Origin of the sequence: Vagococcus xieshaowenii, assembly GCF_004792515.1 — a bacterium.
Lineage (GTDB): Bacteria > Bacillota > Bacilli > Lactobacillales > Vagococcaceae > Vagococcus_A > Vagococcus_A xieshaowenii.
Window position 1 is genome coordinate 621,692 of sequence record NZ_CP038865.1, and the last position, 26,295, is coordinate 647,986.

At 35.8% G+C, this 26,295-nt stretch carries 19 protein-coding genes and 1 tRNA gene; 16 read left to right on the forward strand and 4 right to left on the reverse strand.

What is annotated here, in order from left to right:
* Positions 1 to 30 precede the first annotated feature (30 nt).
* The 7 genes from E4Z98_RS03100 to E4Z98_RS03130 all read left to right on the forward strand — a co-directional run bounded on the left by E4Z98_RS03100 (position 31) and on the right by E4Z98_RS03130 (position 9,915).
* Positions 31 to 1,389, forward strand: coding sequence for a DEAD/DEAH box helicase (locus tag E4Z98_RS03100; protein WP_209316292.1), 1,359 nt, complete (start codon positions 31 to 33; stop codon positions 1,387 to 1,389).
* A 349-nt stretch (positions 1,390 to 1,738) separates the two neighbouring features.
* On the forward strand, positions 1,739 to 3,559 hold the full coding sequence (gene glmS, locus E4Z98_RS03105) for a glutamine--fructose-6-phosphate transaminase (isomerizing) (protein ID WP_135254048.1): 1,821 nt from the start codon (positions 1,739 to 1,741) through the stop codon (positions 3,557 to 3,559).
* Between the two features lie 133 nt (positions 3,560 to 3,692).
* The gene (gene nagB / locus E4Z98_RS03110; RefSeq protein WP_135254046.1) at positions 3,693 to 4,403 is read left to right on the forward strand and encodes a glucosamine-6-phosphate deaminase; all 711 of its coding nucleotides are present in this window, start codon (positions 3,693 to 3,695) and stop codon (positions 4,401 to 4,403) included.
* Between the two features lie 382 nt (positions 4,404 to 4,785).
* Positions 4,786 to 6,219 (forward strand): PTS mannitol transporter subunit IIBC, encoded by a 1,434-nt coding sequence (locus tag E4Z98_RS03115; RefSeq protein WP_135254045.1) that lies wholly within the window; start codon positions 4,786 to 4,788, stop codon positions 6,217 to 6,219.
* Positions 6,220 to 6,282: 63 nt separating this feature from the next.
* Complete coding sequence (locus E4Z98_RS03120) at positions 6,283 to 8,331, forward strand: BglG family transcription antiterminator (RefSeq protein WP_135254043.1); 2,049 nt, start codon at positions 6,283 to 6,285, stop codon at positions 8,329 to 8,331.
* A 14-nt stretch (positions 8,332 to 8,345) separates the two neighbouring features.
* A complete protein-coding gene (locus E4Z98_RS03125; protein ID WP_135254041.1) occupies positions 8,346 to 8,783 on the forward strand; it encodes a PTS mannitol transporter subunit IIA in 438 nt (145 codons plus the stop codon).
* Position 8,784: 1 nt separating this feature from the next.
* Positions 8,785 to 9,915 carry a mannitol-1-phosphate 5-dehydrogenase gene (locus tag E4Z98_RS03130; protein ID WP_135254039.1) on the forward strand — a complete coding sequence of 377 codons (1,131 nt, stop codon included), beginning with the start codon at positions 8,785 to 8,787 and terminating at the stop codon, positions 9,913 to 9,915.
* Between the two features lie 82 nt (positions 9,916 to 9,997).
* Here the strand turns inward: E4Z98_RS03130 and E4Z98_RS03135 are convergent, their stop codons facing one another.
* Positions 9,998 to 10,942 (reverse strand): hexose kinase, encoded by a 945-nt coding sequence (locus tag E4Z98_RS03135; RefSeq protein WP_167790891.1) that lies wholly within the window; start codon positions 10,940 to 10,942, stop codon positions 9,998 to 10,000.
* Between the two features lie 154 nt (positions 10,943 to 11,096).
* On the opposite strand from E4Z98_RS03135, the gene tsaB reads away from it, so the two are divergent.
* From tsaB to rpoC, 6 genes are all read left to right on the forward strand, one after another.
* Entirely contained in the window at positions 11,097 to 11,813 is a 717-nt protein-coding gene (gene tsaB, locus E4Z98_RS03140; RefSeq protein ID WP_135254036.1) for a tRNA (adenosine(37)-N6)-threonylcarbamoyltransferase complex dimerization subunit type 1 TsaB, read from the forward strand.
* Complete coding sequence (gene rimI / locus E4Z98_RS03145) at positions 11,797 to 12,345, forward strand: ribosomal protein S18-alanine N-acetyltransferase (RefSeq protein ID WP_135254034.1); 549 nt, start codon at positions 11,797 to 11,799, stop codon at positions 12,343 to 12,345. Before tsaB ends, rimI (E4Z98_RS03145) begins: the two co-directional genes overlap by 17 nt.
* 1 nt (position 12,346) lies before the next feature.
* A complete protein-coding gene (gene rimI, locus E4Z98_RS03150; protein ID WP_135254033.1) occupies positions 12,347 to 12,778 on the forward strand; it encodes a ribosomal protein S18-alanine N-acetyltransferase in 432 nt (143 codons plus the stop codon).
* 9 nt (positions 12,779 to 12,787) lie between these two features.
* Entirely contained in the window at positions 12,788 to 13,819 is a 1,032-nt protein-coding gene (tsaD, locus tag E4Z98_RS03155; protein WP_135254031.1) for a tRNA (adenosine(37)-N6)-threonylcarbamoyltransferase complex transferase subunit TsaD, read from the forward strand.
* Between the two features lie 340 nt (positions 13,820 to 14,159).
* Positions 14,160 to 17,708, forward strand: a complete 3,549-nt coding sequence (rpoB, locus tag E4Z98_RS03160; RefSeq protein WP_167790890.1) for a DNA-directed RNA polymerase subunit beta — start codon at positions 14,160 to 14,162, stop codon at positions 17,706 to 17,708.
* Positions 17,709 to 17,764: 56 nt separating this feature from the next.
* Entirely contained in the window at positions 17,765 to 21,418 is a 3,654-nt protein-coding gene (gene rpoC / locus E4Z98_RS03165) for a DNA-directed RNA polymerase subunit beta' (protein WP_135254028.1), read from the forward strand.
* Between the two features lie 35 nt (positions 21,419 to 21,453).
* Here rpoC and E4Z98_RS03170 read toward each other — a convergent pair whose 3' ends face one another.
* Complete coding sequence (locus E4Z98_RS03170) at positions 21,454 to 21,885, reverse strand: universal stress protein (protein WP_167790889.1); 432 nt, start codon at positions 21,883 to 21,885, stop codon at positions 21,454 to 21,456.
* 204 nt (positions 21,886 to 22,089) lie between these two features.
* Positions 22,090 to 22,162, reverse strand: a tRNA-Thr gene (locus tag E4Z98_RS03175).
* Between the two features lie 147 nt (positions 22,163 to 22,309).
* On the opposite strand from E4Z98_RS03175, the gene E4Z98_RS03180 reads away from it, so the two are divergent.
* The 3 genes from E4Z98_RS03180 to greA all read left to right on the forward strand — a co-directional run bounded on the left by E4Z98_RS03180 (position 22,310) and on the right by greA (position 24,667).
* Positions 22,310 to 22,777, forward strand: a complete 468-nt coding sequence (locus E4Z98_RS03180; protein ID WP_135254024.1) for a GNAT family N-acetyltransferase — start codon at positions 22,310 to 22,312, stop codon at positions 22,775 to 22,777.
* Positions 22,778 to 22,958: 181 nt separating this feature from the next.
* Positions 22,959 to 24,068 (forward strand): endolytic transglycosylase MltG, encoded by a 1,110-nt coding sequence (gene mltG / locus E4Z98_RS03185; RefSeq protein WP_135254022.1) that lies wholly within the window; start codon positions 22,959 to 22,961, stop codon positions 24,066 to 24,068.
* A 125-nt stretch (positions 24,069 to 24,193) separates the two neighbouring features.
* Positions 24,194 to 24,667 carry a transcription elongation factor GreA gene (gene greA, locus E4Z98_RS03190; RefSeq protein ID WP_135254021.1) on the forward strand — a complete coding sequence of 158 codons (474 nt, stop codon included), beginning with the start codon at positions 24,194 to 24,196 and terminating at the stop codon, positions 24,665 to 24,667.
* Between the two features lie 95 nt (positions 24,668 to 24,762).
* Here greA and E4Z98_RS03195 read toward each other — a convergent pair whose 3' ends face one another.
* Positions 24,763 to 26,067 (reverse strand): ISL3 family transposase, encoded by a 1,305-nt coding sequence (locus E4Z98_RS03195; RefSeq protein WP_135961155.1) that lies wholly within the window; start codon positions 26,065 to 26,067, stop codon positions 24,763 to 24,765.
* Between the last annotated feature and the right edge of the window lie 228 nt (positions 26,068 to 26,295).

Sequence of the window (26,295 nt, forward strand, 5' to 3'; positions counted from 1 at the left end):
AACAAATGAAAGGAAATAGAGGTGAAAAGTATGGGAACATTTAATCAAATGAATTTAGCAGACTTTTTAATAAAAGGAATAGAAGCAAAAGGTTTTAAAGAACCAACGGAAGTACAAGCTCGTTTAATCCCGGTCATTTTGAAGGGACGTAGTGTTGTAGGACAATCACAAACTGGTTCTGGTAAAACTCATACCTTCTTATTACCTTTAATGAGTAAGCTAGATGCAACAAAAGATGAGGTACAATTAGTTATTACAACGCCTAGTCGTGAGTTGGCTAACCAAATTTATAATGCGACATTAGAGATGGCAGAATTTAGCGAAGAAGAGATTCGCGTATCAATTTTCGTTGGTGGAACAGATAAGCAACGACAATTAGATAAATTAGGGAACAAACAACCACACATTGTTATCGGAACACCGGGTCGAATTCTTGATATGATCAATGAACAAGCCTTAAAAATTCATACAGCAACAGCCTTTGTTGTCGATGAAGCCGATATGACATTAGACATGGGATTCTTAAATGAAGTCGATCAAATTGCTGGACGTTTACCAGAGAACTTACAAATGTTGGTTTTCTCAGCAACCATTCCAGAAAACTTAAAACCATTCTTAAAGAAATATATGGCCAACCCATTAATCGAAGTCGTAGAATCAAAAACAGTTATTTCAGATACCATTGACAACTGGTTGATTTCAACGAAAGGGAAAGACTCAAATAAATTAATTTATGATTTATTACATGTGGGTCAACCTTACTTAGCGATTGTTTTTGCTAATACTAAATCACGTGTTGATGACATTACCGAATACTTGAAACAATGTGGTTTAAAAGTGGCTAAAATTCATGGCGATTTACCACCACGCGAACGTAAACGTGTGATGAAACAAGTTCAAAACTTAGATTTCCAATACGTTGTGGCAACGGATTTAGCTGCACGTGGGATTGATATCGAGGGTGTTTCTCATGTAATTAATGCAGAAGTACCAAACGAATTAGAATTCTTTATTCACCGTGTTGGACGTACTGGACGTAATGGATTAGATGGTACAGCGATTACATTGTACGAACCAGGTGATGAACAAGCAATTATCCAATTAGAAAAAATGGGTATCTCATTCAATCCAAAAGAGTTCCGTAAAGGCGAGCTAGTCGACACTTATGATCGTAACCGTCGTGAAAAACGTGAAAAACAAACGGCCGTTGAAATTGATCCAAAAATTAAAGGCATGGTTAAAAAGAAAAAGAAAAAAGTAAAACCAGGCTATAAGAAAAAAATTAAATGGGCAATTACAGAAGAAGAGCGTAAAAAACGTAAAATTACCAATCGTACGAAAGCACGTGCTGACCGTAAAGAACGAAAAGAACAATTTAGCAAAAAATAAACATGTTTTACCGGGCATCCTCAAAAGAGGATGCCTTTTTTACTAGTTTCTTCATATAATGACCTATACCAATTTAAAGAAAAGTTTGACAAAGGTCTGTCGTTTTATTATGATTTATATGTTTCTAAAAAAGATTTAAGGAGGATAGGTGTATACCAATTGGATAGCGCCAGTTCTATTTTACAAAAATAGAAGACGAGGAGAGATCTTATCGAATAATTCGGCGGGTAGTTCTCGGGGAGTGGGCTCCTAAGATTTCTAACAAAACTTACTGAAAAGAAAGCACAAAAGAGAAATCAACCACTAGAAACACATTTTAAAATTTATAGATGAAAGTTGGAAAAGAAAAATGTGTGGAATCGTAGGATTAATTGGATTAGAAAATGTTACTGAAGGATTAGTGAATGGCTTAAGTCACTTAGAATATCGTGGGTATGACTCAGCAGGCGTGTATGTTGATACACCAGGTGCTATGAGTTTCACTGTTAAAACAAAAGGTCGTATTAATGACCTGCGAGAAGAAATTGAAAAAACAGGTGACGTGACAGGTTTCCGTGGAATTGGTCATACACGTTGGGCAACACATGGTAAACCAAAAACAGAAAATGCGCACCCTCATACATCATACAATGGTCGTTTTGTGTTAGTACATAACGGGGTTATCGAAAACTTCAAAGAAATCAAAGATAATTATATCAATGATGAATGGTTACAAGGTGAAACTGATACAGAAATGATCGTTCACTTAGTGGCTAAAATCGCTGAAGAAGAAAACTTATCAGCAAAAGACGCCTTTAAGAAAGCTTTAACGATTGTTGAAGGTTCATATGCGTTTGCTTTAGCTGATAAAGAAGAACCTGAAGTATTATATGTGGCAAAAAATAAAAGTCCGTTGTTAGTCGCTAGTGGTGAAGACTTTAACGGAGTATGTTCAGATGCGCTAGCTTTAATCGAATTAACGAATCAATTTGTTGAGATTAACGATAAAGAAATGGTGACAGTCACTAAAGAAGGTATCATGATTGAAGATTTAGCTGGCCAAGTACAAGAACGAAAGGCAATTGAATTTTCAATTACTGCTAACGATTTAGCTTTAGGAACATATGAACATTACATGCTAAAAGAAATCGAAGAACAACCAGCTGTTATGCGTAATATTCTAGCTCACTACGTTAACGAAGATGATGAAGTTGTCGTGGACGATGAAATTGTTGAAGCGTTCTCTAAAGCAGACCGTGTTTATATTATTGCTTGTGGTACTAGTTGGAATGCTGGTTTAGTAGGTAAGACTATTATCGAAACATTAGCGGGTATTCCAACTGAAGTTCATTTAGCGAGTGAGTTTGGCTATAACACACCTTTACTATCAGAAAAACCATTCTTCATCTATCTAAGTCAAAGTGGTGAAACAGCTGATAGTCGCCAAGTACTTGTAAAAACAAATAAATTAGGTTATCCAGCTTTGACTGTAACGAATGTTGCGGGTTCAACGTTATCACGTGAAGCAAACTATACAATGTTATTACATGCTGGTCCTGAAATTGCGGTCGCTTCAACCAAAGCATACACAGCCCAAATTGCTGTCTTATCAATTTTAGCAAGTGTAACGGGTAAAAATAAAGGGATCGAAGTAGCACAGAATTTCGATGTGAAACAAGAATTAAGTTTAGTCGCAAACAACATGGATAGTCTATTAACGGATGAAAATAAATTCCCATCGTTAGTTCATAATTTATTAGCTGAAACAAGAAATGCTTTTTATATTGGTAGAGGAACAGATTATTCTGTTTCATTAGAAGCATCGCTTAAATTAAAAGAAATTTCATACATTCAATGTGAAGGTTTTGCTTCAGGTGAATTAAAGCATGGAACGATTGCTTTAATCGAGGAAGGTACACCAGTCATTGCGTTGATTACTGCAGACCATACAAATTTACAAACGAGAAGTAATATTCAAGAAGTAAAAAGTCGTGGAGCGAAAACATGTATTATTTCTATGGAAGATGTCGCACAGGAAGGTGACGATGTCGTCTTACCACATGTTCATCCGCTTTATACAGCATTGGTAAGTGTCTTGCCAACACAATTGATTGCATACTACGCAACCTTAGAACGTGGTCTTGACGTTGATAAACCACGTAACTTAGCGAAGAGTGTAACAGTAGAATAAAGACAAAAAAGTGTTGTAGCATATGCTGCAACACTTTTTAATTAAAATTTTTATAGGATAAAATATTGCAATTGGTCTATAAATGGTATATGATTGGGCTATACCAAAAAAAGATGTTATGGAGGTCTCACCTATGAAAATTATTACTGTAAAAGATCAAGTTGAGGGTGGAAAAAAAGCCTTTGAAATTTTAAATGAAGAAATGAAAGCAAATAGAGTACAAGTGCTTGGGTTAGCAACAGGTAGTACACCAGTTACTTTTTATCAAGAAGTGGTTAAAAGTGATTTAGATTTTTCAGATGTAACATCAGTTAACTTAGATGAATATGTTGGTTTATCAAAAGATAATGATCAAAGCTATGATTACTTCATGCATGAACATTTATTTAATGCAAAACCATTTAAAGAAAACTATTTACCAAATGGTTTAGCAGAAGATGCTGAAGCTGAGTGTGCTCGCTATGACCAAGTTATTGAAGAACATCCAATCGATATTCAAATTTTAGGAATTGGTGAAAATGCGCATATCGGTTTTAATGAGCCAGGCACGTCATTTGAGATGACTACTCATAAAGTGAAATTAACTGATTCAACGATAGAAGCGAATAGTCGTAACTTCAAGAAAAAAGAAGATGTGCCGACATATGCTTATTCAATGGGAATTAAGTCAATTATGAGTGCTAAAAAAATTATTTTGCTAGCTTTTGGTGAACAAAAAGCGCAAGCAATTAAAGATTCAATTGAAGGACCAGTAACAGAAGAAGTACCTGGTAGTGTATTACAGAACCATGCAGATGTCACTATTATTGCTGATGAAAAAGCGGCATCATTACTAAGTAAATAATAGCTTAGAAGGCCCTTGATTTTTGGGAAATTATTTATTGTAGAAATATAGCCATTCGTCAAATAATGTTGACAGGCTAAAAATTGATAAAATTAAGTATTGGTGAAGTGTAAAAGCTTCACCTTTTTTGTTATGCTATGGAAAATTACTCCTTGCAAACTATAAAGTTTATCACGTACATTTTTTACAGCTTTTTTACGATAATGATGAAAGGAATATATGGCTTCATGTTCACTCGTATAGAAGCGTCATAAGTTAACGATTCATCAATTGTATAGGCTGTCACTTTTTTTGTGCCAAAGTTACCACTTTAATTTATTGAAAAGGCTTTCTTATCGTCGTATGATTAAATCAATAAAAGAACGAAAGAGGAGGATTTATTATGGAAAACGTAACTTCAAAAAAATCAACAAAAGCAAAAGTTCAGAAGTTTGGTAGTTTTTTAAGTGGCATGGTAATGCCAAATATTGGTGCATTTATTGCTTGGGGAGTGATCACGGCATTATTTATTGAAACAGGATGGGCACCTAATGCTAAATTAGCGGAAATGGTTAGTCCGATGCTTACATACTTATTACCTTTGTTAATTGGATACACAGGTGGTGGGATAGTTTATGGTCAACGTGGATCAGTCGTTGGGGCAATTGCTACTTTTGGTATTATTGCTGGATCAGGTATTCCAATGTTTATCGGTGCGATGATAATGGGTCCTTTAGGAGGATGGGTCATCAAAAAATTTGATGATTTATTTAAAGATAAAATTCGTGCCGGTTTTGAAATGTTAGTTAATAATTTTTCAGCGGGATTATTAGGTTTTGCACTAGCTATTCTAGCTTTTTATGGTATTGGTCCAGTAGTTGAGAGATTAACGAATTTAATGGCAAGCGGTGTAGAATCAATTATTAATGCTAACTTATTACCTTTAGCCAATATTTTCATCGAACCAGCTAAAATTTTATTCTTGAATAACGCAATCAACCATGGTATTTTGACGCCGATCGGAGCTGAACAAGCGCTAGAGGCAGGAAAATCAATCTTATTCTTATTAGAAACTAATCCAGGTCCAGGTCTTGGTGTATTATTAGCCTTCTCTTTATTTGGTAAAGGCGCAGCTAAATCTTCTGCACCCGGTGCTGTTATTATTCATTTCTTAGGTGGTATTCATGAAATTTACTTCCCTTATGTAATGATGAAACCAATGCTATTCTTAGCAGTTATTGCAGGTGGTGTATCAGGAACATTTACTTTTCAATTATTAGACGCTGGTTTACAAGCGACAGCATCACCAGGTTCTATTTTGGCTATTATCGGTATGACACCTAAAGGCGGTTATTTACCAGTGATTTTAGGTGTGTTAGTTGCGACAATCGTGTCATTCTTGGTATCAATGGTTATTTTAAAAGCTGATAAAAATGACGGAGATGATTTTGCTACTCAAAAAGAAAAAGTAGCGGCTTCTAAAGCTGAAAGTAAAGGTCAAGTGGTGAGTGAAACAATAGTTGTTGAAAAATCTAATAATCCATCAATCGAGGACGTTAAGAAGATTATTTTTGCGTGTGACGCAGGTATGGGTTCAAGTGCAATGGGGGCTTCAATCTTAAGAGATAAAGTGAAAAAAGCGGGACTTAATTTATCCGTAACCAATTCAGCTATTAATAATTTATCAGATGATGATGAAGCGTTAATTATCACACAAGAAGAATTAACGGAACGTGCTAAAGCTAAATCACCAAGTTCATTGCATGTAAGTGTTGATAATTTCTTATCAAGTCCTAAATATGATGAAGTAGTAGAAAAATTAAAAAAATTAAATTAGTTTAGAAAATCAAAAAGCAGCCTGTCTGCTTTTTGATTTATTTCGTATTCAGGAGGTGAGAAGATGTTTTCTAGTAGAGAAAAAACGCTAATAAATTACTTATTAGATTCCCCCGATGGTCGAACTAGGGAATCACTAGAAGAATGGTTAGGCGTAAGCAAACGAACATTGTATCGAGAATTATCAAGCATAGAACAAACACTCCAAAAAAGGCAACTGTCTTTAATTAAACCCCAAAAAGGTAGTTATGCGATAGTTGGTGGAGAAGAGGAATTGCTTAAGTTACAGCAAGATGTTGCTAATAATCAAGTGGATACACCAAGTATAGTTGAAAGACAAAGTAACTTAGCGTGTATGTTGTTATTAGCGGATGATTTTTTAATTGCTGAAGGATTGGCTATTGATTTATTAGTGAGTGAGAGTACAATCTATAACGATTTATCTGTTATTGAACAAAGTTTTGAAGCTTATAATCTTTCGTTATTAAAAAAGAAAAATTCAGGCATTATTGTAACTGGACGAGAAAATGAACGTCGCCAATTGTTAAGTAATTTAATCTATAGTGGCACGTCAGAATATGAATTTTTTAGTTGGATTAATCAATTAATGACTAAGTTTGAAGTGCCTCAACCTAGCAATAATTTTTTTACGTTTATTTCAAATGAAGCGTTAATTTTTTCCATTAATCAAATGAAACTTTTTGCTAAATATTTTGGTAAGGTAACAGACAATCAAATCAAACAAGTGATGATTATTATTGCACTAGCTTATGATCGCATTTCGCAGTTACACTTTATTGAACAATCGCCAAATGAAACGGTCCAATCTAGAAAAAAAGAGCATATTATGGCAAATGAAATCATTGAAAATTTGAGCCATAACTTATCGATGGAAATACCACTTGTTGAAAATCAGTATTTAGAAAAACAGTTACAGGGAGTTAACTATAAAGAACCACAAAATTTATTATTTGATACATTTAATATTTCGTTATCATTTAAGGTTAGAGATCTTATTAAAAAGGTTTCATTGAATTATGGGGTGGATTTTTCTAAAGATGAGCAATGCTACTATGACTTATTGACACATTTGGATGCAGCGATTCGGAGAAGTGATTCGTTACCTGTAGAAATTGGTTCGCCAGTTTTACAAGGAGTTAAGGCTAAATATGCGGGTTTATATGAAGAAATAATTACGGGAGTAAAGGAAGTATTTCCAAGTGTTCAATTTAATGGGGATGAGATAGGTTATCTCTTGCTTCATTTTGCGACGTCTTTAGAAAGGTATCCGGAAACAACGGAAATTTCAGCATTGATTTTTTGTTCTAGCGGGATGGGAACTTCAAAAATTTTGGAAAGTCGTTTTATAAAATATCTTCCGGAAATTAGTCAAATTACCGTTGCTAAACTATCGGAAATGGACCAAATCGATTTTCGTCAATTTGATTTGATTTTTTCAACAATTTATTTGCCAAATTTTCCTCTGCATTACAAAATGATCTCTCCTCTTTTATTAGATGAAGAAGTAATAGAAGTAAAAAAAATGATTCAACAAATTGAACCTAAAAAGAAAACGAATCTTGAGTTTAGTAACAATCAAGAAGAAGGACCGTCTTTTGATGAGTTATTTGAGCTAATGAATGAAGCAAATCAACTTCTACAACTATTCCAATTAAAGCAGGTTGAAAATCAAGCTTCTTTAGAAGGAACAATAAGCGACATCATGAAACAGTTGGAACCAAAGAAAATATCAGATGCGACTATCCTAACTAAGAAAATTTTGAAGCGACATGCTAAGGCGGGCGTTGGGATTCCTAAGACGAATTTAGGACTTTTCCATACAAGTGATAGTAAAGTTAAGGTGACATTTTTTGGTATTTATGAATTAGAAAATAGTATTGAAATAAAAGGGATGGATAAGCAAACCATCCAATTAAAAAGAATATTGTTGATGTTGATGCCGGAAGAAAATAATGAAAATGCGCAGTTGTTATTAGGACGTATTAGTAGCTCAATTGTTGAAAAAGAAGAGAATCTTCAAGTATACCAATTTGGTGATAGGCAAGCTATTTACAAGTTGCTGAGTGATCTGTTTTTAAGAGAAATGAAATAAGGAGTGAATGAGATATGGAATTAACAAAAGAAATGATTGTCTTAAAACAAGAAATAACAACAAAAGAAGAAGCAATTAAAAAAGCGGGTAATTTGCTAGTAGAAAATGGTTGTGTTGATGAAGCGTATGTTGATGCAATGTTTGAACGTAATGAGATGCTATCAACTTATATGGGCAATTTTATTGCGATCCCTCATGGTACTGATGAAGCGAAAAAGTATGTGAAGAAAAGTGGTATTTCAGTTGTACAGATACCAAATGGTGTACGTTTTGGTGATGATGAAGACGAAAAAATGACAATGATGGTGTTCGGGATTTCTGGAATTGGCAATGAACATTTAGAAATTTTACAAAAAATTGCTATTTTCTGTGCTGACGTTGAAAATGTGGTGAAATTAGTTTCTGCCAACACGGAAGAAGAAATAATTAGTCTATTACAGGAGGTAGAGTAAGATGAAAAAAGCAGTCCATTTTGGTGCAGGTAATATTGGTAGAGGATTCATTGGAGAAGTGCTAAGCAAAAATAATTATCAAATAACATTTGTTGATATTAACGAAACAATTATTGATGCTTTAGCAACTCGCGGTAATTATCAAATTGAATTAGCAAGTGATGATAAAGCAATCATTGAAGTGAATCATGTGACAGGGTTAAACAATGGTAAGGAACCAGAAGCAGTAGTGGAAGCTGTTGCTGAAGCGGATATCGTGACAACAGCTATTGGTCCTAATATTTTACCTTATATTGCTGAATTAATTGCTAAAGGATTAATTGCCAGAAAAGCGCAAAGTATAAATGATCCCATCGATATTATTGCATGTGAGAATATGATTGGTGGAAGCAAGTTTTTACAAAGTGAGGTTGAAAAATATCTTGATTCAGAAATGAAGGATTATTTATCAACATATGTTGGTTTTCCCAATGCGGCGGTAGATCGAATTGTGCCTAATCAATCACACGAAGATGCATTGTTTGTCTCAGTTGAGCCTTTCCGCGAATGGGTGATCGATGAATCGATGTCAAAAAATGCTCAAGATAAATTAGAAGGGGTTATTTACGTCGAAGATTTAGAACCATATATTGAAAGAAAGTTATTTTCTGTTAATACTGGGCATGCGACGGTTGCATATACAGGAGCATTTTTGGGTTATAAGACAATTGATGAAGCAATGAAAGACGATCGAGTCTTAAAACAAATTCAACAAGTGTTAACAGAAACAGGTAGTTTATTAATTGATAAATGGCAATTTGATCAGGAGGCACATCATCAATATACTCAAAAAATTATACATCGTTTTGAAAATGCGAATATTTCAGATGATATTACGCGTGTTGCTAGAACACCAATCAGAAAATTAGGTTATGATGAACGTTTTATTCGTCCAATTCGAGAACTTGCGTCTCGTGGATTAAACTTTGATTACTTAGCAAAAACAGTTCAGATGATATTAGATTATAAAGATCCAAAGGACGAAGAAAGTGTAAAACTTCAAGAAATGCGCCAATCAGCAAATGATACTGACGTTTTATCAGCAGTGACAGGTATTAAAGATAAAGCCTTAATTGAAAAAATATTAAGCTAGTAAAATAGCAAAAGCCCCTTCTCGAGAAGCACGAATCGTGATCAAGAGATGGGGCTTTTATTGATACCTATTTAGCTTTTCCTTAAGCTTGTTTAATTTCTTCTACTTTCATTTGTTCAAAATAATGTGAATAGTTACTTTTAGATACATAACCCGTACGTTCTTCCAACGCATTCAATGTCCCTAAGGTCATCGCACGTTTGATTAACGTTTCAATATCTTCATTTTGGTCAAGTGCTATTGCGATGCCAGCAACGGTTGAATCACCGCTACCTACTGCATTTTCAACGTCTATTTCAGGCACACTTGCTTTGTAGTAGTGAGAACCAAATTTTACAAACGCACCATCACCCCCCATTGAAATGACAATCAATTCAATACCTTCAAAAATCGGATCATCTAATAATTGAATGATTGCTTGGTAGTCGCTTGTGTCAATAGTTTTGCCAGAAAGTTCTTGAATTTCATCCAAGTTAGGCTTGATAGCGTATGGGTTAATAGGAGAATTTAGTACTTCTTTTAGCGTAGCTCCCGAAGCATCAATAATTACTTTGGCCTGATTTTCCTGAGCACGTTGCATTAGTGCAATGTAGTATTCAGGAGTTAGACCTTGTGGCAAACTACCTGCTAAAGCAACCACTGTCGCATTAGAAATTAGTTCATCATAGTGTGTGATAAAATCATCGGCTTCTTTTTTGCTGATAGTTGGCCCATCTTCAAGAATTTCGGTTTGTTGCCCATCATGTAAAATAGCAACCGAATTGCGTGTCTCCCCTTCAATTTGGAAAAAAGCATGTGTCATACCGTCATCGTTCATTGAAGCTTCGACGGTTTGTTTTAAATTGTGTCCTAAAAAGCCAGTGGCGATATTCTTAGATCCCATTAAAGTGGCTACTCTTGAAACATTTAACCCTTTACCACTAGGAAATTTTTTTACATTATGAGTACGAGTTACCCCGTTAATCGTTAAAGTTTCTAAATCATAAACTAATTCTACTGTGGGATTTAACGTTACGCTAACAATCATTTTTGCACACTCCATTCTATAGTTTATGTTATTTTATCATTGTATTAGCCATTGAAACAATTTATATGCCGACGTCTGTAATGATATTTTTCTTATTTTTTTTAAGAAATGTGCTACAATTATTCAGAGTATAAATGGAAAGGCTAGATGAATAATGAAAATTTTAGCAATAGATACATCTAATCAAACATTAAGCCTAGCGGTACTAGAAGATGAACGTGTATTAGCAAGTTACAGCTCTTCAGTAAATAAAAATCATAGTGTCACGTTAATGCCAATGATTGAGACAATGTTTGCCCAAATAAAAATGAGTCCTAAAGATATCGAACGAATTGTCGTAGCGCAAGGACCAGGCTCGTATACAGGACTTAGAATTGGTGTAACGACCGCCAAGACGTTAGCTTGGACACTAGGAGCTGAACTAGTTGGTGTTTCAAGTTTGGCAAATTTAGCAGCTTCGGTTGGGCAAGTATCAGGAGTAATTATCTCATTGTTTGATGCGCGACGTGGCAATGTTTATGCAGGTGGTTACCGTTGGGAACAAGGGATGTTAACAGAAGTTATTCCAGATCAACACATCGAATTAGGGACGCTTTTGAATCAATTAAAAGAAATAAATGAACCTATTACGATTGTTGGAGAGTTAACCGATCAGTTGAAAGAGACCGTTTTAACTGCAGAATTACCAATGTATCAATTAGTGTTGTCGCCAGTTTTAAATAGTGCCTATCTAGGGAAAATGGGTTACCAGGCAACAGCTGTTGTTGATCCAGATGCGTTTGTTCCAACGTATTTGAAATTAGTGGAAGCAGAAGAAAAATGGTTAGAAACTAATCCTGTTCTGAGGGAAGATTATGTGGAAAAAGTCTGAATTGCTTCAAAAAGTTAAAGATGTTATAAAAAAAGATCCATTCATGATTCAAGATACTGTCGCAGTCTTAACACAGGTATCTTACCGAGAAGTACGGCTGGATGAAATCAAGTCGTTACAAGCTATTCAAAAAGCGGTGTATCAAGATCGTTCATCTTGGAGCCGATATGCATTTTTAGCAGAGTTAAATGGTAATAAACCTATCAAGTATATTGTGGCGGATTATCGAGGGACTATTATTGGTTTTGGAGGTATTCGCATTGAAGACTCAAATGCTCATATTACGAATTTAGCGGTATTACCTGATTATCAAGGAAATGGCATTGGAAGTAATTTGTTAGAGCAATTGCTAGTGTTTGCTGAAAATTGCGAGGTTCAAACGCTTAGCCTAGAAGTGCGTACTTCAAATGATAAAGCCCAACGCTTGTATAAAACAATTGGGTTTAATGTGACGAAGACTGAGCCTAATTATTATCGTGATGGTGAAGATGCTTACTTCATGCGTTTAGATAAGCGTGTGCAAGGTGAATAAGATGAGTGATGGATTAGCTAATCAATTATGGCAGGTCGCTCAAGCTAGTTTTACTTTTGGTTCGCCATGGACGATTGAGCAATTTGAAGAAGATTTACAAAATAAATCCTCAAGTTGGCTATTAAAACGTAACGAATCTAATGAAGTAGTGGCGTTTCTACAATATCGTGTAGTATTGGATGAAGCAGAAATATATCATATTGCAGTATCATCAGCCTATCAGTCACAAGGGCTAGGTAAGGATATGCTCTATGAATTAATAGAAACGTTAACGGAAACAAATGTTGAAAAAATTTTTTTAGAAGTAAGAGAAAGTAATGAACAAGCGCGTCGCTTTTATCAAAAGCATGCGTTTGTGGAGATAGGTGTTAGAAAAAACTATTATCATCATCCGATTGACAATGGGCTGATGTTAATGAAGGAATTGAAATGAGGTCTTTTTATGGAAATTTTTACAAAAGAACGTCGTCTTGTATTAGCAATTGAGTCAAGCTGTGATGAAACAAGTGTAGCGGTGGTTGAGGATGGAAATCAAATTTTATCCAATATTGTAGCCTCTCAAGTGTTATCTCATCAACGATTTGGAGGAGTAGTTCCTGAAGTGGCAAGTCGTCATCATGTTGAACAAATTATTTCTTGTTTAGAAGATGCCCTAAAAGAAGCTAACGTAACGGTTGATGAGCTGAGTGCGGTAGCTGTTACAGAAGGGCCTGGCTTAGTCGGTGCGTTATTAATTGGAATCAGCGCAGCGAAAGCTTTTGCTTTTGCTAATAATCTCCCTCTAATTCCTGTTAATCATATGGCCGGTCATATATATGCCGCAAGATTTGTCGAAGAAATGACCTTTCCTTTAATGGCGCTATTGGTTAGTGGTGGACATACCGAGCTTGTTTACATGAAAGCCGATGGAGAATTTGACATAATAGGTGAAACGCGCGATGATGCGGCAGGTGAAGCCTATGATAAAGTAGGACGTGTCTTAGGGTTACGTTATCCAAGTGGTAAAGAAATTGATGAAATGGCCCATAAAGGACAAGATGTTTATAACTTTCCACGTGCAATGATAAAAGAAGATCATTTTGATTTTAGTTTTAGTGGGTTGAAGAGCTCGTTTATTAATCGCGTTCATAATGCTGAGCAAAAAGGCGAAACACTATCTACAATCGACTTAGCGGCAAGTTTTCAAGCAAGCGTGGTGGAGGTGCTAGTCAACAAAACCGTTCGTGCCTGTCAAACGTATGACGTGAAACAATTAATCGTAGCAGGTGGTGTAGCGGCTAACAAAGGCCTAAGAGAAACGATGACGCAAACAATGAAAGAGACATTACCAGAGGTAAACGTAACGTTTCCCCCATTAAAATTATGCGGAGATAACGCTGCGATGATTGGTTCAGCTGCCTTTGCAGCTATCAACCAACAACAAGTTGCTGATATGACGCTAAATGCAATTCCAAGTTTAGTTTTAGGTGAATAAGAAATGATTAAAAAGATTGGTAGTGATTTTGCCAATCTTTTTTAGATTTTTTGGAGGAATAATAAGCGGAAATTACTTGACAATAAAACGCCAATATATTAATATATATAGGCGCGTATGTTAGCTTTTTAAATAGGAGAAATCTGGGTGAAATATTGTCCATTCAGCATTTCTAAATACTGAAGCAAAGATAGATACTCACAAAAAAATGAGCAGAAGATCTATTTTTGGTTTTTTTTTGCCTAAAAATCGGCTAACTATGACGGATTAATATAAACTTAACATTTGTAATGTTTTTGTAACATTAGATGTTTAGGAATAAACAGAAGGGGTGAAGAGCTTGGCTGGACACGTAGTAAAATACGGCAAACATCGCGAAAGAAGAAGTTTCGCCAGGATCAGTGAAGTACTAGAATTACCAAATTTAATCGAAATTCAAACAGACTCTTATGATTGGTTCTTAAAAGAAGGACTAAAAGAAATGTTTGAGGATATCTTACCTATTAAAGATTTTAGCGATAAATTATCGTTAGAGTTTGTAGGATATGAACTTAAAGAACCAAAATACACAGTAGAAGAAGCTCGTTCGCATGACGCAAACTACTCTGCACCTATTCATGTAACTTTAAGATTAGACAACAAAGCAACTGGCGAAATCAAGTCACAAGAAGTATTCTTTGGTGATTTCCCACTTATGACTGAAATGGGAACTTTCATCATCAATGGTGCTGAACGTGTTATCGTTTCTCAGTTAGTTCGTTCTCCAGGTGTTTACTATCACAGTAAATTAGATAAAAATGGTCGTGAAAGTTTTGGAACAACAGTAATCCCTAACCGTGGTGCATGGTTGGAATTAGAAACAGACGCTAAAGATATTTCATACGTACGTATCGACCGTACGCGTAAAATTCCATTAACTGTTTTAATTCGTGCTCTAGGTTATGGTTCAGATGATACTATCTTAGAAATGTTAGGAGATAACGAAAGTTTACGCTTAACTATCGAAAAAGATATTCATAAGAATGCTTCAGACTCACGTGCTGAAGAAGGATTAAAAGACATCTATGAACGTTTACGTCCAGGTGAGCCTAAAACAGCTGACAGTTCTCGTAGCCTGTTATACACTCGCTTCTTCGACCCAAAACGCTATGATTTAGCAGCAGTAGGTCGCTATAAAGTAAATAAAAAATTAAGCCTAAAAACACGCTTATTAAATCAAGTGTTAGCTGAAACATTAGTGGACGCTGAAACTGGTGAAATTATCGTTGAAAAAGGTACTGAAATTACACACGAAGTAATGTCAGAATTAGCACCTCATTTAGACAAAGGATTAAACAATGTGACTTACTATCCAACTGAAGATGGTGTGATTACTGATCCAATGACGATTCAAGTGATTAAAGTCGTTTCACCTAAAGATCCAGATCGTGTCGTTAACGTTATCGGCAATGGTCAAATTGGTGATGAAACACGCGTAATTACTCCAGCGGATATTATTGCTGAAATCAACTACTTCTTTAATTTACAAGAAGGTATCGGACAAACGGATGATATCGACCATTTAGGTAACCGTCGTATTCGTGCGGTTGGTGAGTTATTACAAAATCAATTCCGTATCGGGTTAGCTCGTATGGAACGTGTGGTTCGTGAACGTATGTCTATTCAAGACACTGATACATTAACACCACAACAATTAATCAATATTCGTCCAGTGGTTGCTGCGATTAAAGAATTCTTTGGTTCTTCTCAGTTATCACAGTTCATGGACCAAACAAACCCACTTGGTGAGTTAACACATAAACGTCGTCTATCTGCCTTAGGGCCTGGTGGTTTGACTCGTGACCGTGCCGGTTATGAAGTACGTGACGTTCATTATTCCCATTATGGTCGTATGTGTCCAATTGAAACGCCTGAGGGACCAAATATCGGGTTAATCAATAGTTTATCAAGTTATGCCAAAATTAATAAATATGGTTTCATTGAAACACCTTATCGTCGTGTTGATCGTAAAACTGGTCAAGTAACGGATCAAATCGATTACTTAACAGCTGATGAGGAAGATCACTATATGGTTGCCCAAGCTAACTCTCCATTAGCAGAAGATGGTACATTTGCTAATGATGTTGTTATGGCGCGTATCCAAAGTGATAACTTAGAAGTATCTATCGATAAAGTTGACTACATGGACGTTTCTCCAAAACAAGTAGTTGCGGTAGCGACATCATGTATTCCTTTCTTAGAAAACGATGACTCTAACCGTGCCTTGATGGGTGCGAACATGCAGCGTCAGGCTGTTCCTTTAATTCAACCACGTTCACCATTTGTAGGAACTGGTATGGAATATAAAGCAGCACATGACTCTGGTTCAGCATTAGTTGCTAAACATGATGGTGTAGTTGAATTTGTGGATGCTAACGAAGTACGTGTCCGTCGTTCAAACGGTACATTAGATAAATATGCAGTAACTAAATTCCGTCGTTCAAACGCTGGTATGTGTTATAACCAACGTCCTATCGTTAAATTAGGTGAAGTCATTGATGCTGGTGACACATTAGCAGACGGCCCATCTATGGAAGAAGGCGAAATGGCTTTAGGTCAAAACGTTTTAGTTGCCTTCATGACATGGGAAGGTTACAACTATGAGGATGCGATCATCATGAGTCGTCGTTTAGTTAAAGACGATGTTTATACATCTATTCATATTGAAGAATATGAATCAGAAGCTCGTGATACAAAACTTGGGCCTGAAGAAATTACACGTGAAATTCCAAATGTCGGAGAAGACGCACTTAAAAATCTTGACGAAATGGGTATTATCCGTATCGGTGCTGAAGTTGTCGATGGAGATATCTTAGTTGGTAAAGTAACACCTAAAGGGGTAACTGAATTATCAGCGGAAGAGCGCCTATTACATGCTATCTTCGGTGAAAAAGCTCGTGAAGTTCGTGACACATCATTACGCGTACCACATGGTGGTGGCGGTATTGTTCACGATGTTAAAATCTTTACACGCGAAGGTGGAGACGAATTATCACCAGGTGTTAACATGTTAGTACGTGTGTACATTGTACAAAAACGTAAAATTCATGAAGGGGATAAGATGGCCGGACGTCATGGTAATAAAGGGGTAGTTTCTCGTATCATGCCTGAAGAAGATATGCCATTCTTACCAGATGGAACACCTGTTGATATCATGTTGAATCCATTAGGGGTACCTTCACGTATGAATATCGGTCAGGTATTAGAATTACACTTAGGTATGGCCGCTCGTCAATTAGGTATTCATGTTGCAACACCAGTATTTGATGGTGCTTCAGAAGAAGATGTTTGGGAAACAGTTAAAGAAGCTGGAATGGCTTCAGATGCGAAAACAATTCTTTATGATGGTCGTACAGGTGAAGCCTTTGATAACCGTATCTCAGTTGGTGTAATGTACATGTTGAAACTTGCTCACATGGTTGATGACAAGTTACATGCTCGTTCAACTGGACCATACTCATTAGTAACGCAACAACCACTTGGAGGTAAAGCTCAATTTGGTGGACAACGTTTTGGTGAGATGGAAGTTTGGGCACTAGAAGCTTATGGTGCTGCTTACACATTACAAGAAATCTTAACTTACAAGTCTGATGATGTTGTTGGACGTGTGAAAACATATGAAGCGATTGTTAAAGGAGAGCCAATTCCAAAACCTGGTGTTCCTGAATCATTCCGCGTATTAGTTAAAGAATTACAATCATTAGGTCTAGATATGCGCGTTCTTGACGCTGAAGATCAAGAAATTGAACTTCGCGATATGGATGATGATGAAGACGACATGATTACAGTTGATGCATTAACGAAGTATGCTCAAGAGCACGCTGAAAAAAATGCTGAGAAAAAAGACTAGTTCAAACAAATTGTATTGTGCTGTGTTTTTAAAGAAGGAAATGGAGGGAACACCTTTTGATCGATGTAAATAAATTCGAAAGTATGCAAATTGGTTTAGCTTCTCCAGAAAAAATTAGAAGCTGGTCTTATGGTGAGGTTAAAAAACCTGAAACAATTAATTATCGTACACTAAAACCTGAACGTGATGGTTTATTCTGCGAACGCATTTTCGGTCCTAGCAAGGACTGGGAATGTGCTTGTGGTAAGTACAAACGTATCCGTTATAAAGGGATTGTCTGTGACCGCTGTGGAGTAGAAGTAACGCGCTCAAAAGTACGTCGTGAAAGAATGGCGCATATTGAGTTAGCTGCTCCTGTTTCTCACATCTGGTACTTTAAAGGAATTCCAAGTCGTATGGGTCTAATTTTAGATATGAGCCCACGTGCGTTGGAAGAAGTTATCTACTTTGCTTCATACGTAGTAACAGAGCCTGGTGATACTACTTTAGAGAAAAAACAATTATTAACTGAACGTGAATATCGCGAAAAACGTGAACAATATGGTCAATCATTCCAAGCCGCTATGGGTGCTGAAGCTATCCAAACGTTACTTGAAAATGTTGAATTAGAAAAAGAAGTAGCAGAACTTAAAGAAGAGTTGAAAACTGCTTCAGGTCAAAAACGTACACGTGCGATTCGTCGTTTAGATATTTTAGAAGCATTCCGTCAATCAGGTAATAACCCTGCATGGATGGTTATGAATGTTATTCCAGTAATTCCTCCAGATTTACGCCCAATGGTTCAATTAGAAGGTGGACGTTTTGCGGCAAGTGACTTGAACGATTTATATCGTCGTGTGATTAACCGTAACAACCGTTTGAAACGTTTATTAGATTTGATGGCACCAAATATTATCGTGCAAAATGAAAAACGTATGCTACAAGAAGCAGTAGATGCGTTAATTGATAATGGTCGTCGTGGCCGTCCAGTTGTTGGACCAGGTAACCGTCCATTGAAATCTCTTTCTCATATGTTGAAAGGGAAACAAGGTCGTTTCCGTCAAAACTTATTAGGTAAACGTGTTGACTATTCAGGTCGTTCGGTTATCGTTGTAGGACCATTCTTAAAAATGTACCAATGTGGTTTACCAAAAGAAATGGCGATTGAATTATTCAAACCATTTGTAATGCGTGAACTAGTTCAACGTGAATTAGCAAGCAACATCAAAAATGCTAAGCGTAAAATTGAACGTTTAGAAGATGATGTATGGGATGTATTAGAAGATGTTATTAGAGAACATCCAGTTTTACTTAACCGCGCACCTACATTACATAGACTTGGTATCCAAGCATTCGAACCTGTCTTAGTTGAAGGTCGTGCCATTCGTCTTCACCCATTAGTATGTGAAGCCTACAATGCCGATTTCGATGGAGACCAAATGGCGGTTCACGTTCCATTGAACGATGAAGCGCAAGCAGAAGCTCGTTTGTTAATGTTAGCAGCACAAAATATCTTGAACCCTAAAGATGGTAAACCTGTAGTAACACCATCTCAGGATATGGTATTAGGTAACTACTACTTAACAATGGAAGAAGAAGGCCGTGAAGGTGAAGGAATGGTATTCCGTGACTTGAACGAAGCCATCTTAGCTTACAAAAATGGTTATGTCCATTTACATACACGTGTTGGGTTACAAACGTCAGCACTTAAAGACAAACCATTTACTGAATGGCAAAAAGACCGTATTTTATTAACAACAGTTGGTAAAATCATGTTTAACGAAATTATGCCAACAGAGTTCCCTTACTTAAATGAACCAACTGACTATAACTTAGTTGTTGAAACACCAAACAAATATTTTGTTGAGCCTGGTACAGATATTAAAGAAGCGATTAAAGCGCAAGAACCTGTTTTACCATTCAAGAAAAAACATTTAGGTAATATTATCGCTGAAGTCTTCAAACGATTCAAAATTACTGAAACATCACGTATGTTAGACCGTATGAAAGATTTAGGTTATACACATTCTACACATGCTGGTATTACAGTAGGGGCAGCTGATATTTCTAACTTGCAAGAAAAAGCTGCTATGATTGATGAAGCCCATAAACAAGTTGAAAATGTGACAAAACAATTCCGTCGTGGATTAATCACAGATGACGAACGTTATGAACGTGTAATCGGCGTATGGAATAAAGTAAAAGATGAAATTCAGAAGAAACTGATGGAAACATTAGATGATCGTAACCCAATCTTCATGATGAGTGATTCTGGAGCCCGTGGTAATATCTCTAACTTTACTCAGTTAGCTGGTATGCGTGGATTGATGGCCGCTCCAAGTGGACGTATCATGGAATTACCGATCGTTTCTAACTTCCGTGAAGGACTATCTGTCTTAGAAATGTTTATCTCTACCCATGGTGCTCGTAAAGGAATGACCGATACAGCCTTGAAGACAGCCGATTCTGGTTACTTAACACGTCGTTTAGTTGACGTTGCTCAAGATGTTGTTATTCGTGAATCTGATTGTGGTACGGACCGTGGTTTAGAAATTTCTGCTATTCGTGATGGTAATGAAATTATCGAACCTTTAGAGGAGCGTTTATTAGGTCGTTATGCACATAAAACAGTTATTCATCCAGAAACTGGCGATGTAATCGTTGCTAAAGGTGAATTAATTGACGAAGATAGAACTAAAGCAATTATTGAAGCGGGTATTGAGAAAGTAACAATTCGCTCAGTCTTTGCATGTAACACGCCTCATGGAGTATGTAAAAAATGTTACGGACGTAACATGGCAACTGGATCAGAAGTTGAAGTTGGTGAAGCAGTGGGTACAATCGCTGCCCAATCAATCGGTGAACCTGGTACTCAGTTAACAATGCGTACGTTCCATACGGGTGGGGTTGCCGGAGATGATATTACACAAGGTTTACCTCGTATCCAAGAAATTTTTGAAGCACGTAATCCTAAAGGACAAGCGGTTATTACTGAAGTAACTGGTATAATTTCTGAAATTAGCGAAGACCCAGCAACACGTACTCGTGAAATCACTGTAACTGGTCAAACAGATACAAGAACTTATACAGTTCCTTATACAGCAAAACTTAAAGTTCAAGAAGGCGATGCTATTCATCGTGGGGATGCTTTAATGTATGGTTCTATTGAACCAAAACAATTATTACAAGTTCGTGACGTGATTTCTGTAGGAACTTACTTACTAGGTGAAGTACAAAAAGTATACCGTATGCAAGGGGTAGAAATTGGCGACAAACACGTGGAAGTAATGGTTCGACAAATGTTACGTAAAGTTCGTGTAATGGATCCAGGTGATACTGATATCTTACCTGGTACATTAGTAGATATTGCTGACTTCAAAGCTAGCAACTATCAAACATTGATTGCTGGTGGTATTCCAGCAACAGCACGTCCTGTATTAATGGGAATTACAAAAGCATCGATTGAAACAAATAGTTTCTTATCTGCTGCGTCATTCCAGGAAACAACGCGTGTGTTAACAGATGCTGCAATTCGTGGAAAACGCGATACGTTATTAGGATTGAAAGAAAATGTTATCATCGGTAAGATTATTCCTGCCGGTACAGGTATGGCTAAATACCGTAACATGGAGCCTAAAGAAGTTGGCGTAGCAAGCGAAAATGTTTATAGCATTAGCGACATCGAAGCTAAAATGGCTGCCGAAGACGCTTTACATGTAAACGAAGACTAAAAAAATGCTTAGAGAAAATTTCTCTAAGCATTTTTTTAATTCCTAACGATTAGTACGCTACAGTGTGCATTAGATGTCGCGTAGTGAGCAATAGAACCTAACATGGATTCACTTATCATATGTTTACCAGTTGCCCCTAGAACGATTAAATCAGCTTTTAAATCAACGGGTAATGTTAATGATAACATTTTTTTTGGTGACCCTTCAACGACTAACGTAAACACATCATGAAAATCATCGTTTGCTGCTTGTTCTTTTAAGTGTGCTAAATTTTCTTCTGCTTCCCTAGTCAATTCATTGATTGCATCTTCAGGTAAGTAATTTGCCAGATTGTTAATGACATGAATGGCGAATAATTTAGCGTGATACATTTTTGCTATTGAAATAGCTTCTTTAAACGCAATATGAGAGCTTTCAGAGCCATCAATTCCTACAATGATGGTATTGTAATGTTTTGTGTTTGTCATAATAAAATCCTCCATTTTTTTATAGCGTGACCAATATAATTGGATATTGAAACGCTTACTTATCTAATTATATCGTTTGTGGAGAAAAAAGGGAACTTCTTTGGTTTAGATAAGGGTCTTTATTCGATACCGAGTGTCCCGTTGACTGGTTAAACAAAGAAATCCGATAGCTTATAACCTGCTATCGGATTTCTTTTCTTATGAAGCCACCTGCCGGGCTTGAACCGGCGACCCCCACCTTACCATGGTGGTGCTCTACCAACTGAGCTAAGGCGGCAATTAGTTGTCTACAATTTGACAGTATAGCGTATACAGATAATAATTTCAATAGGAATTAAATAGATATTTTGATACTTTTTATTTTTACTAAGTTTTATTTAAGTTAAATATGATAAGATATTAATAAAGAAAAAAGAGGGCTGATATGAATAAATTAAAGCTACAGTCACTAAGTGTGTCACAATTAAATGATTGCCATTATGAGCTATTACTTGAAGCTGATCCATCAATTGAACTTCTACAAGCGTATCTACCCGACAGTACTATCTTTGCATTAAGTAAGGAAAAACAAGTGATAGGGATGTTAGTTTTATGCCCATGTAAAGAGAAGTCTGAAATAGAAATTAAAACAATTAGTGTATCAAAAGCGTATAGAAGACAAGGATTTGGTTTTTATTTACTAGAAGAGGCCGAATCCTTTGCTAAAAAGCATCAATTTACTTATTTGGTTATTGGAACAGGGAGTACTAGTTTTCATCAGTTGTATATGTATCAGAAGTTTGGTTTTCGTATGGATTATATTGTCAAAGACTTCTTTTTGAAGTATAAAGAGGAATTAATCGAGAACCAGTTAAAGTTATATGATATGGTTATCTTAAGAAAGAAACTTTAAACTCTTGTTGAATTAGTTATTTTATTTATGTTTTATGTGTTTTCGTGTATAATGTAGGAGTTATAGAAAAGCCTTTAAAAGCTAACTATTTTTTAATCAAAAAGTAGAAAAGACTTAGAAAAAGAAATAATAAAAAATCAGAGCCTAAATAGGATTTAAAGTAAAGGATGAATTGAAACAGATGAGAAGAAAGCAGGCACTTGAAAAAGAAAACCGAACGGTAAGACGTATTGTGACCACGCTAGTTAGTGCGTTGTTAGTAATGGCAATTGTTCTTGGCATATTTGTTTATCGCTATTGGCAAACAGGTACACAACCATTAGACACAAATAATTCTAATCTTCAACAAGTTAATATTCCAATCGGAACTAGTAACAAAGGGATTGGTAATATTTTAGAAGAGAATCACATTATAAAGAGTGGATTAGTCTTTAACTATTATATGAAATTGGAAAATCAAACTGATTTTAAAGGTGGCTATTATCAGATGTCACCCGATATGACCTTAGATGACATAGCAGAAATGCTTAAGCAAGGTGGGTCTGAAGAACCATCAGCTTTGGCAGATGGAAAAATTAGTGTACCAGAAGGGTATAGCTTAGAACAAGTGGCGGAAGTTGTAGGCGATTCAACGGATATTTCAACAAAAGAATTTATAGATACTGCTAATGATCCTGCATTTTTAAAGGAACTTTATGAGGCATATCCTGAATTATTGGCTAGCACTAAAGAGGCCAAAGAAGTTCGTTATCACCTAGAAGGATACTTATTCCCCGCAACGTATAATTATTATAAAGATAAGACAGCTAAAGATATTATTAAAGAAATGGTCGACAAAACTAATCAAGAATTATTGGCAAGAAAAGAACAAATTGATGCGTCTCATCATTCAATTCAAGAGATATTAACGCTTGCTTCATTAGTTGAAAAAGAAGGAGTAACATCAGCTGATCGACGAAACATTGCACGAGTATTTTTAAATCGCTTAGACACTGGAATGAGAATTGAATCTGATATTACTATTTTATATGCTTTACAAAAACATAAAGTTCATTTGAGCTATGATGATTTAGAAGTTGTATCGCCTTATAACTTATATCGTAATGATGGCTTAGGACCTGGACCGTTTAATAATCCTGGTATCGATGCAATTGATGCTGTATTAGATCCAGCAGATAATAATTACTACTATTTCTTAGCCAATGTTGAAACAGGTAAAGTTTATTTTGCCGAAACATATGAAGAACATTTGCAATTAAAAGAAGAGCATATCGATAATTTGAATAATTAATAGTTTACAAAGTAAATAAAGAGTGGTAATGTTTAAATCATAAAAAGAAGCGCTTTTTCGTTATTAGCGAAAAAGCTCTTCTTTTCATTTAAATTAAGAGAGATAATAAAGGAGTTAGCTATAAAATGGTGGAAAAAGTTTATCCAATGACCCTTGAAGGGAAAGCAAGTTTGGAGAAAGAGTTAGAGGAATTAAAAACAGTTAAACGTAAAGAAATCGTAGAACGCATTAAAATTGCTAGAAGTTTTGGCGATTTGTCAGAGAATTCAGAATATGATTCAGCAAAAGATGAGCAAGCGTTTGTTGAAGGTCGTATTACAACGATTGAAAATATGATTCGTTTTGCTGAGATTATTGATGCGGATTCAGTTGCAGCTGATGAAGTAACAATTGGCCGTACGGTATCATTTATTGAATTACCAGATGGAGAAGAAGAAGAATACACTATCGTTGGTAGTGCTGAAGCAGATCCATTTGCTGGGAAAATTTCAAATGATTCACCGATTGCTAAAGCATTAATGGGCAAAAAAATAAATGATGAAGTGATTATCGCAACACCAGGTGGCGAAATGTCAGTTAAAATCGTTAAAATTTCTTAATAAAAAATGGCTCTTTGTCAAATTGGACTGATGAGTAATTTTAGCCAACCATGAAAATGGAGAAAACATTCTCTGATTTCATGGTTTTTTGTTATTTAATGATTAACTTCTATCAAACCTTCGGTTAAAAAGATTCTAATCCTCATATTGCTGAAAGATTTGAATCCATAAGAAACTCGTTTTAATGTTTTGATGTGTGTATTCTTTGCTTCAATCTTCCCATTTGAATAGGGATGTATTAAAGCATTGGTAATTCCTTCCTGATGACGTATCAGGTTTTGTACTTGTCCTTTAAACTCTTCATCTAATTCATCTGGTAAAGTATTCAATAATTCAAAGAATCGTTCATATTCTTTTCTTCTAAATGAATCTAATAAATCATGGAAGTAGCCATAGGCTAATTTTAGAGGTTCGGAAAAATCTAATAACCGATCAATCATCATCTGTTCGGTCAAATAAGGATACTTATTTGACCGAAAGCTCGGCCATCTTTTGTATTCAGAGATATTAATGTCTAATCTATTTTTAAGTAGGAAGCGCCAATTTTTCTTAAGTTTACTTGCTTCTACTTTATGTCCCGATGCCTTGAGTTTTTTCATTTCCCGTACTCTGAAACTATTAAAGGCTTCATTCAAATGTTTAACAATATGAAAACGATCAATGATTAATTCAGCATTTGGAAAGATATCCTTCACTAATTGGAAATAAGCTGCATTCATATCTGTCACAAGGTATTTGACTCTGAATCGTTCTTCATCTGGATAGCGATTAAAGTGAGGTATAAGATAATTTAATCTTCTGCTTTCCAATATTTCAACTAATTGTCCTGATTCACCATCAGCACAAATAAAACTCATAGAGTCTTCTATGGCTGTATGCGAACGGAATTCATCAACCATTAAAACCTCAGGCAACCAACGTTTTTTTGGACTAGGAAGGTAAGTTTCTAACGATTTTAATACCTGAATCACTTTACTTATTGAAACACTACATAATTTAGCAATTAGTTTTAGAGATATTCTTTCACCTAATAACTCAATAATTTTGCCTTCAATTATCCTTGAAACATTGTGACAAGGTTTAACTAAATCAATTTGAGCAGTCCAGTGCTTATTACAGTTGCGACAACGATAGCGTTGCTTAGATAGCTTCATAGAGACAATTCCTGTGTTCTCATGTGTTAATAGAATCTCTACTTCTTTAGAACCATTCTTAACAATAACGTACTTGCCGTCGCATTCTCTTGGAGAAGAGTCACAATTAGGGCAAGCTATCGTTTTAGGTTTATAGCTCGCTTTTATAATTTTCGCAGGCTTATTACGATAGGTTCCTTCGGAAACACTAGAAATTGTTAGATTAGAGTCTTCAATTCCATAAATTTTTTTGATATCATTAATCATAGCATATCGCTCCTTTTGTTTGTTTTGTGTGGTAACTTAATTTTAACAAAAGGCGATATGTTTTTTTAAGATTAAATACAAAAATAGGGCTGAAGAAGGAATAAACCTTCATCAGTCCTATTTATTATAGAGCCTAAAAAATAGGGGTGTGACCGATGTCATGCTCCTTCTTTTTTATGAAATAAAGAATCTTCTAGGTCTATAGTCTTAGATAATAATCAGTCTATC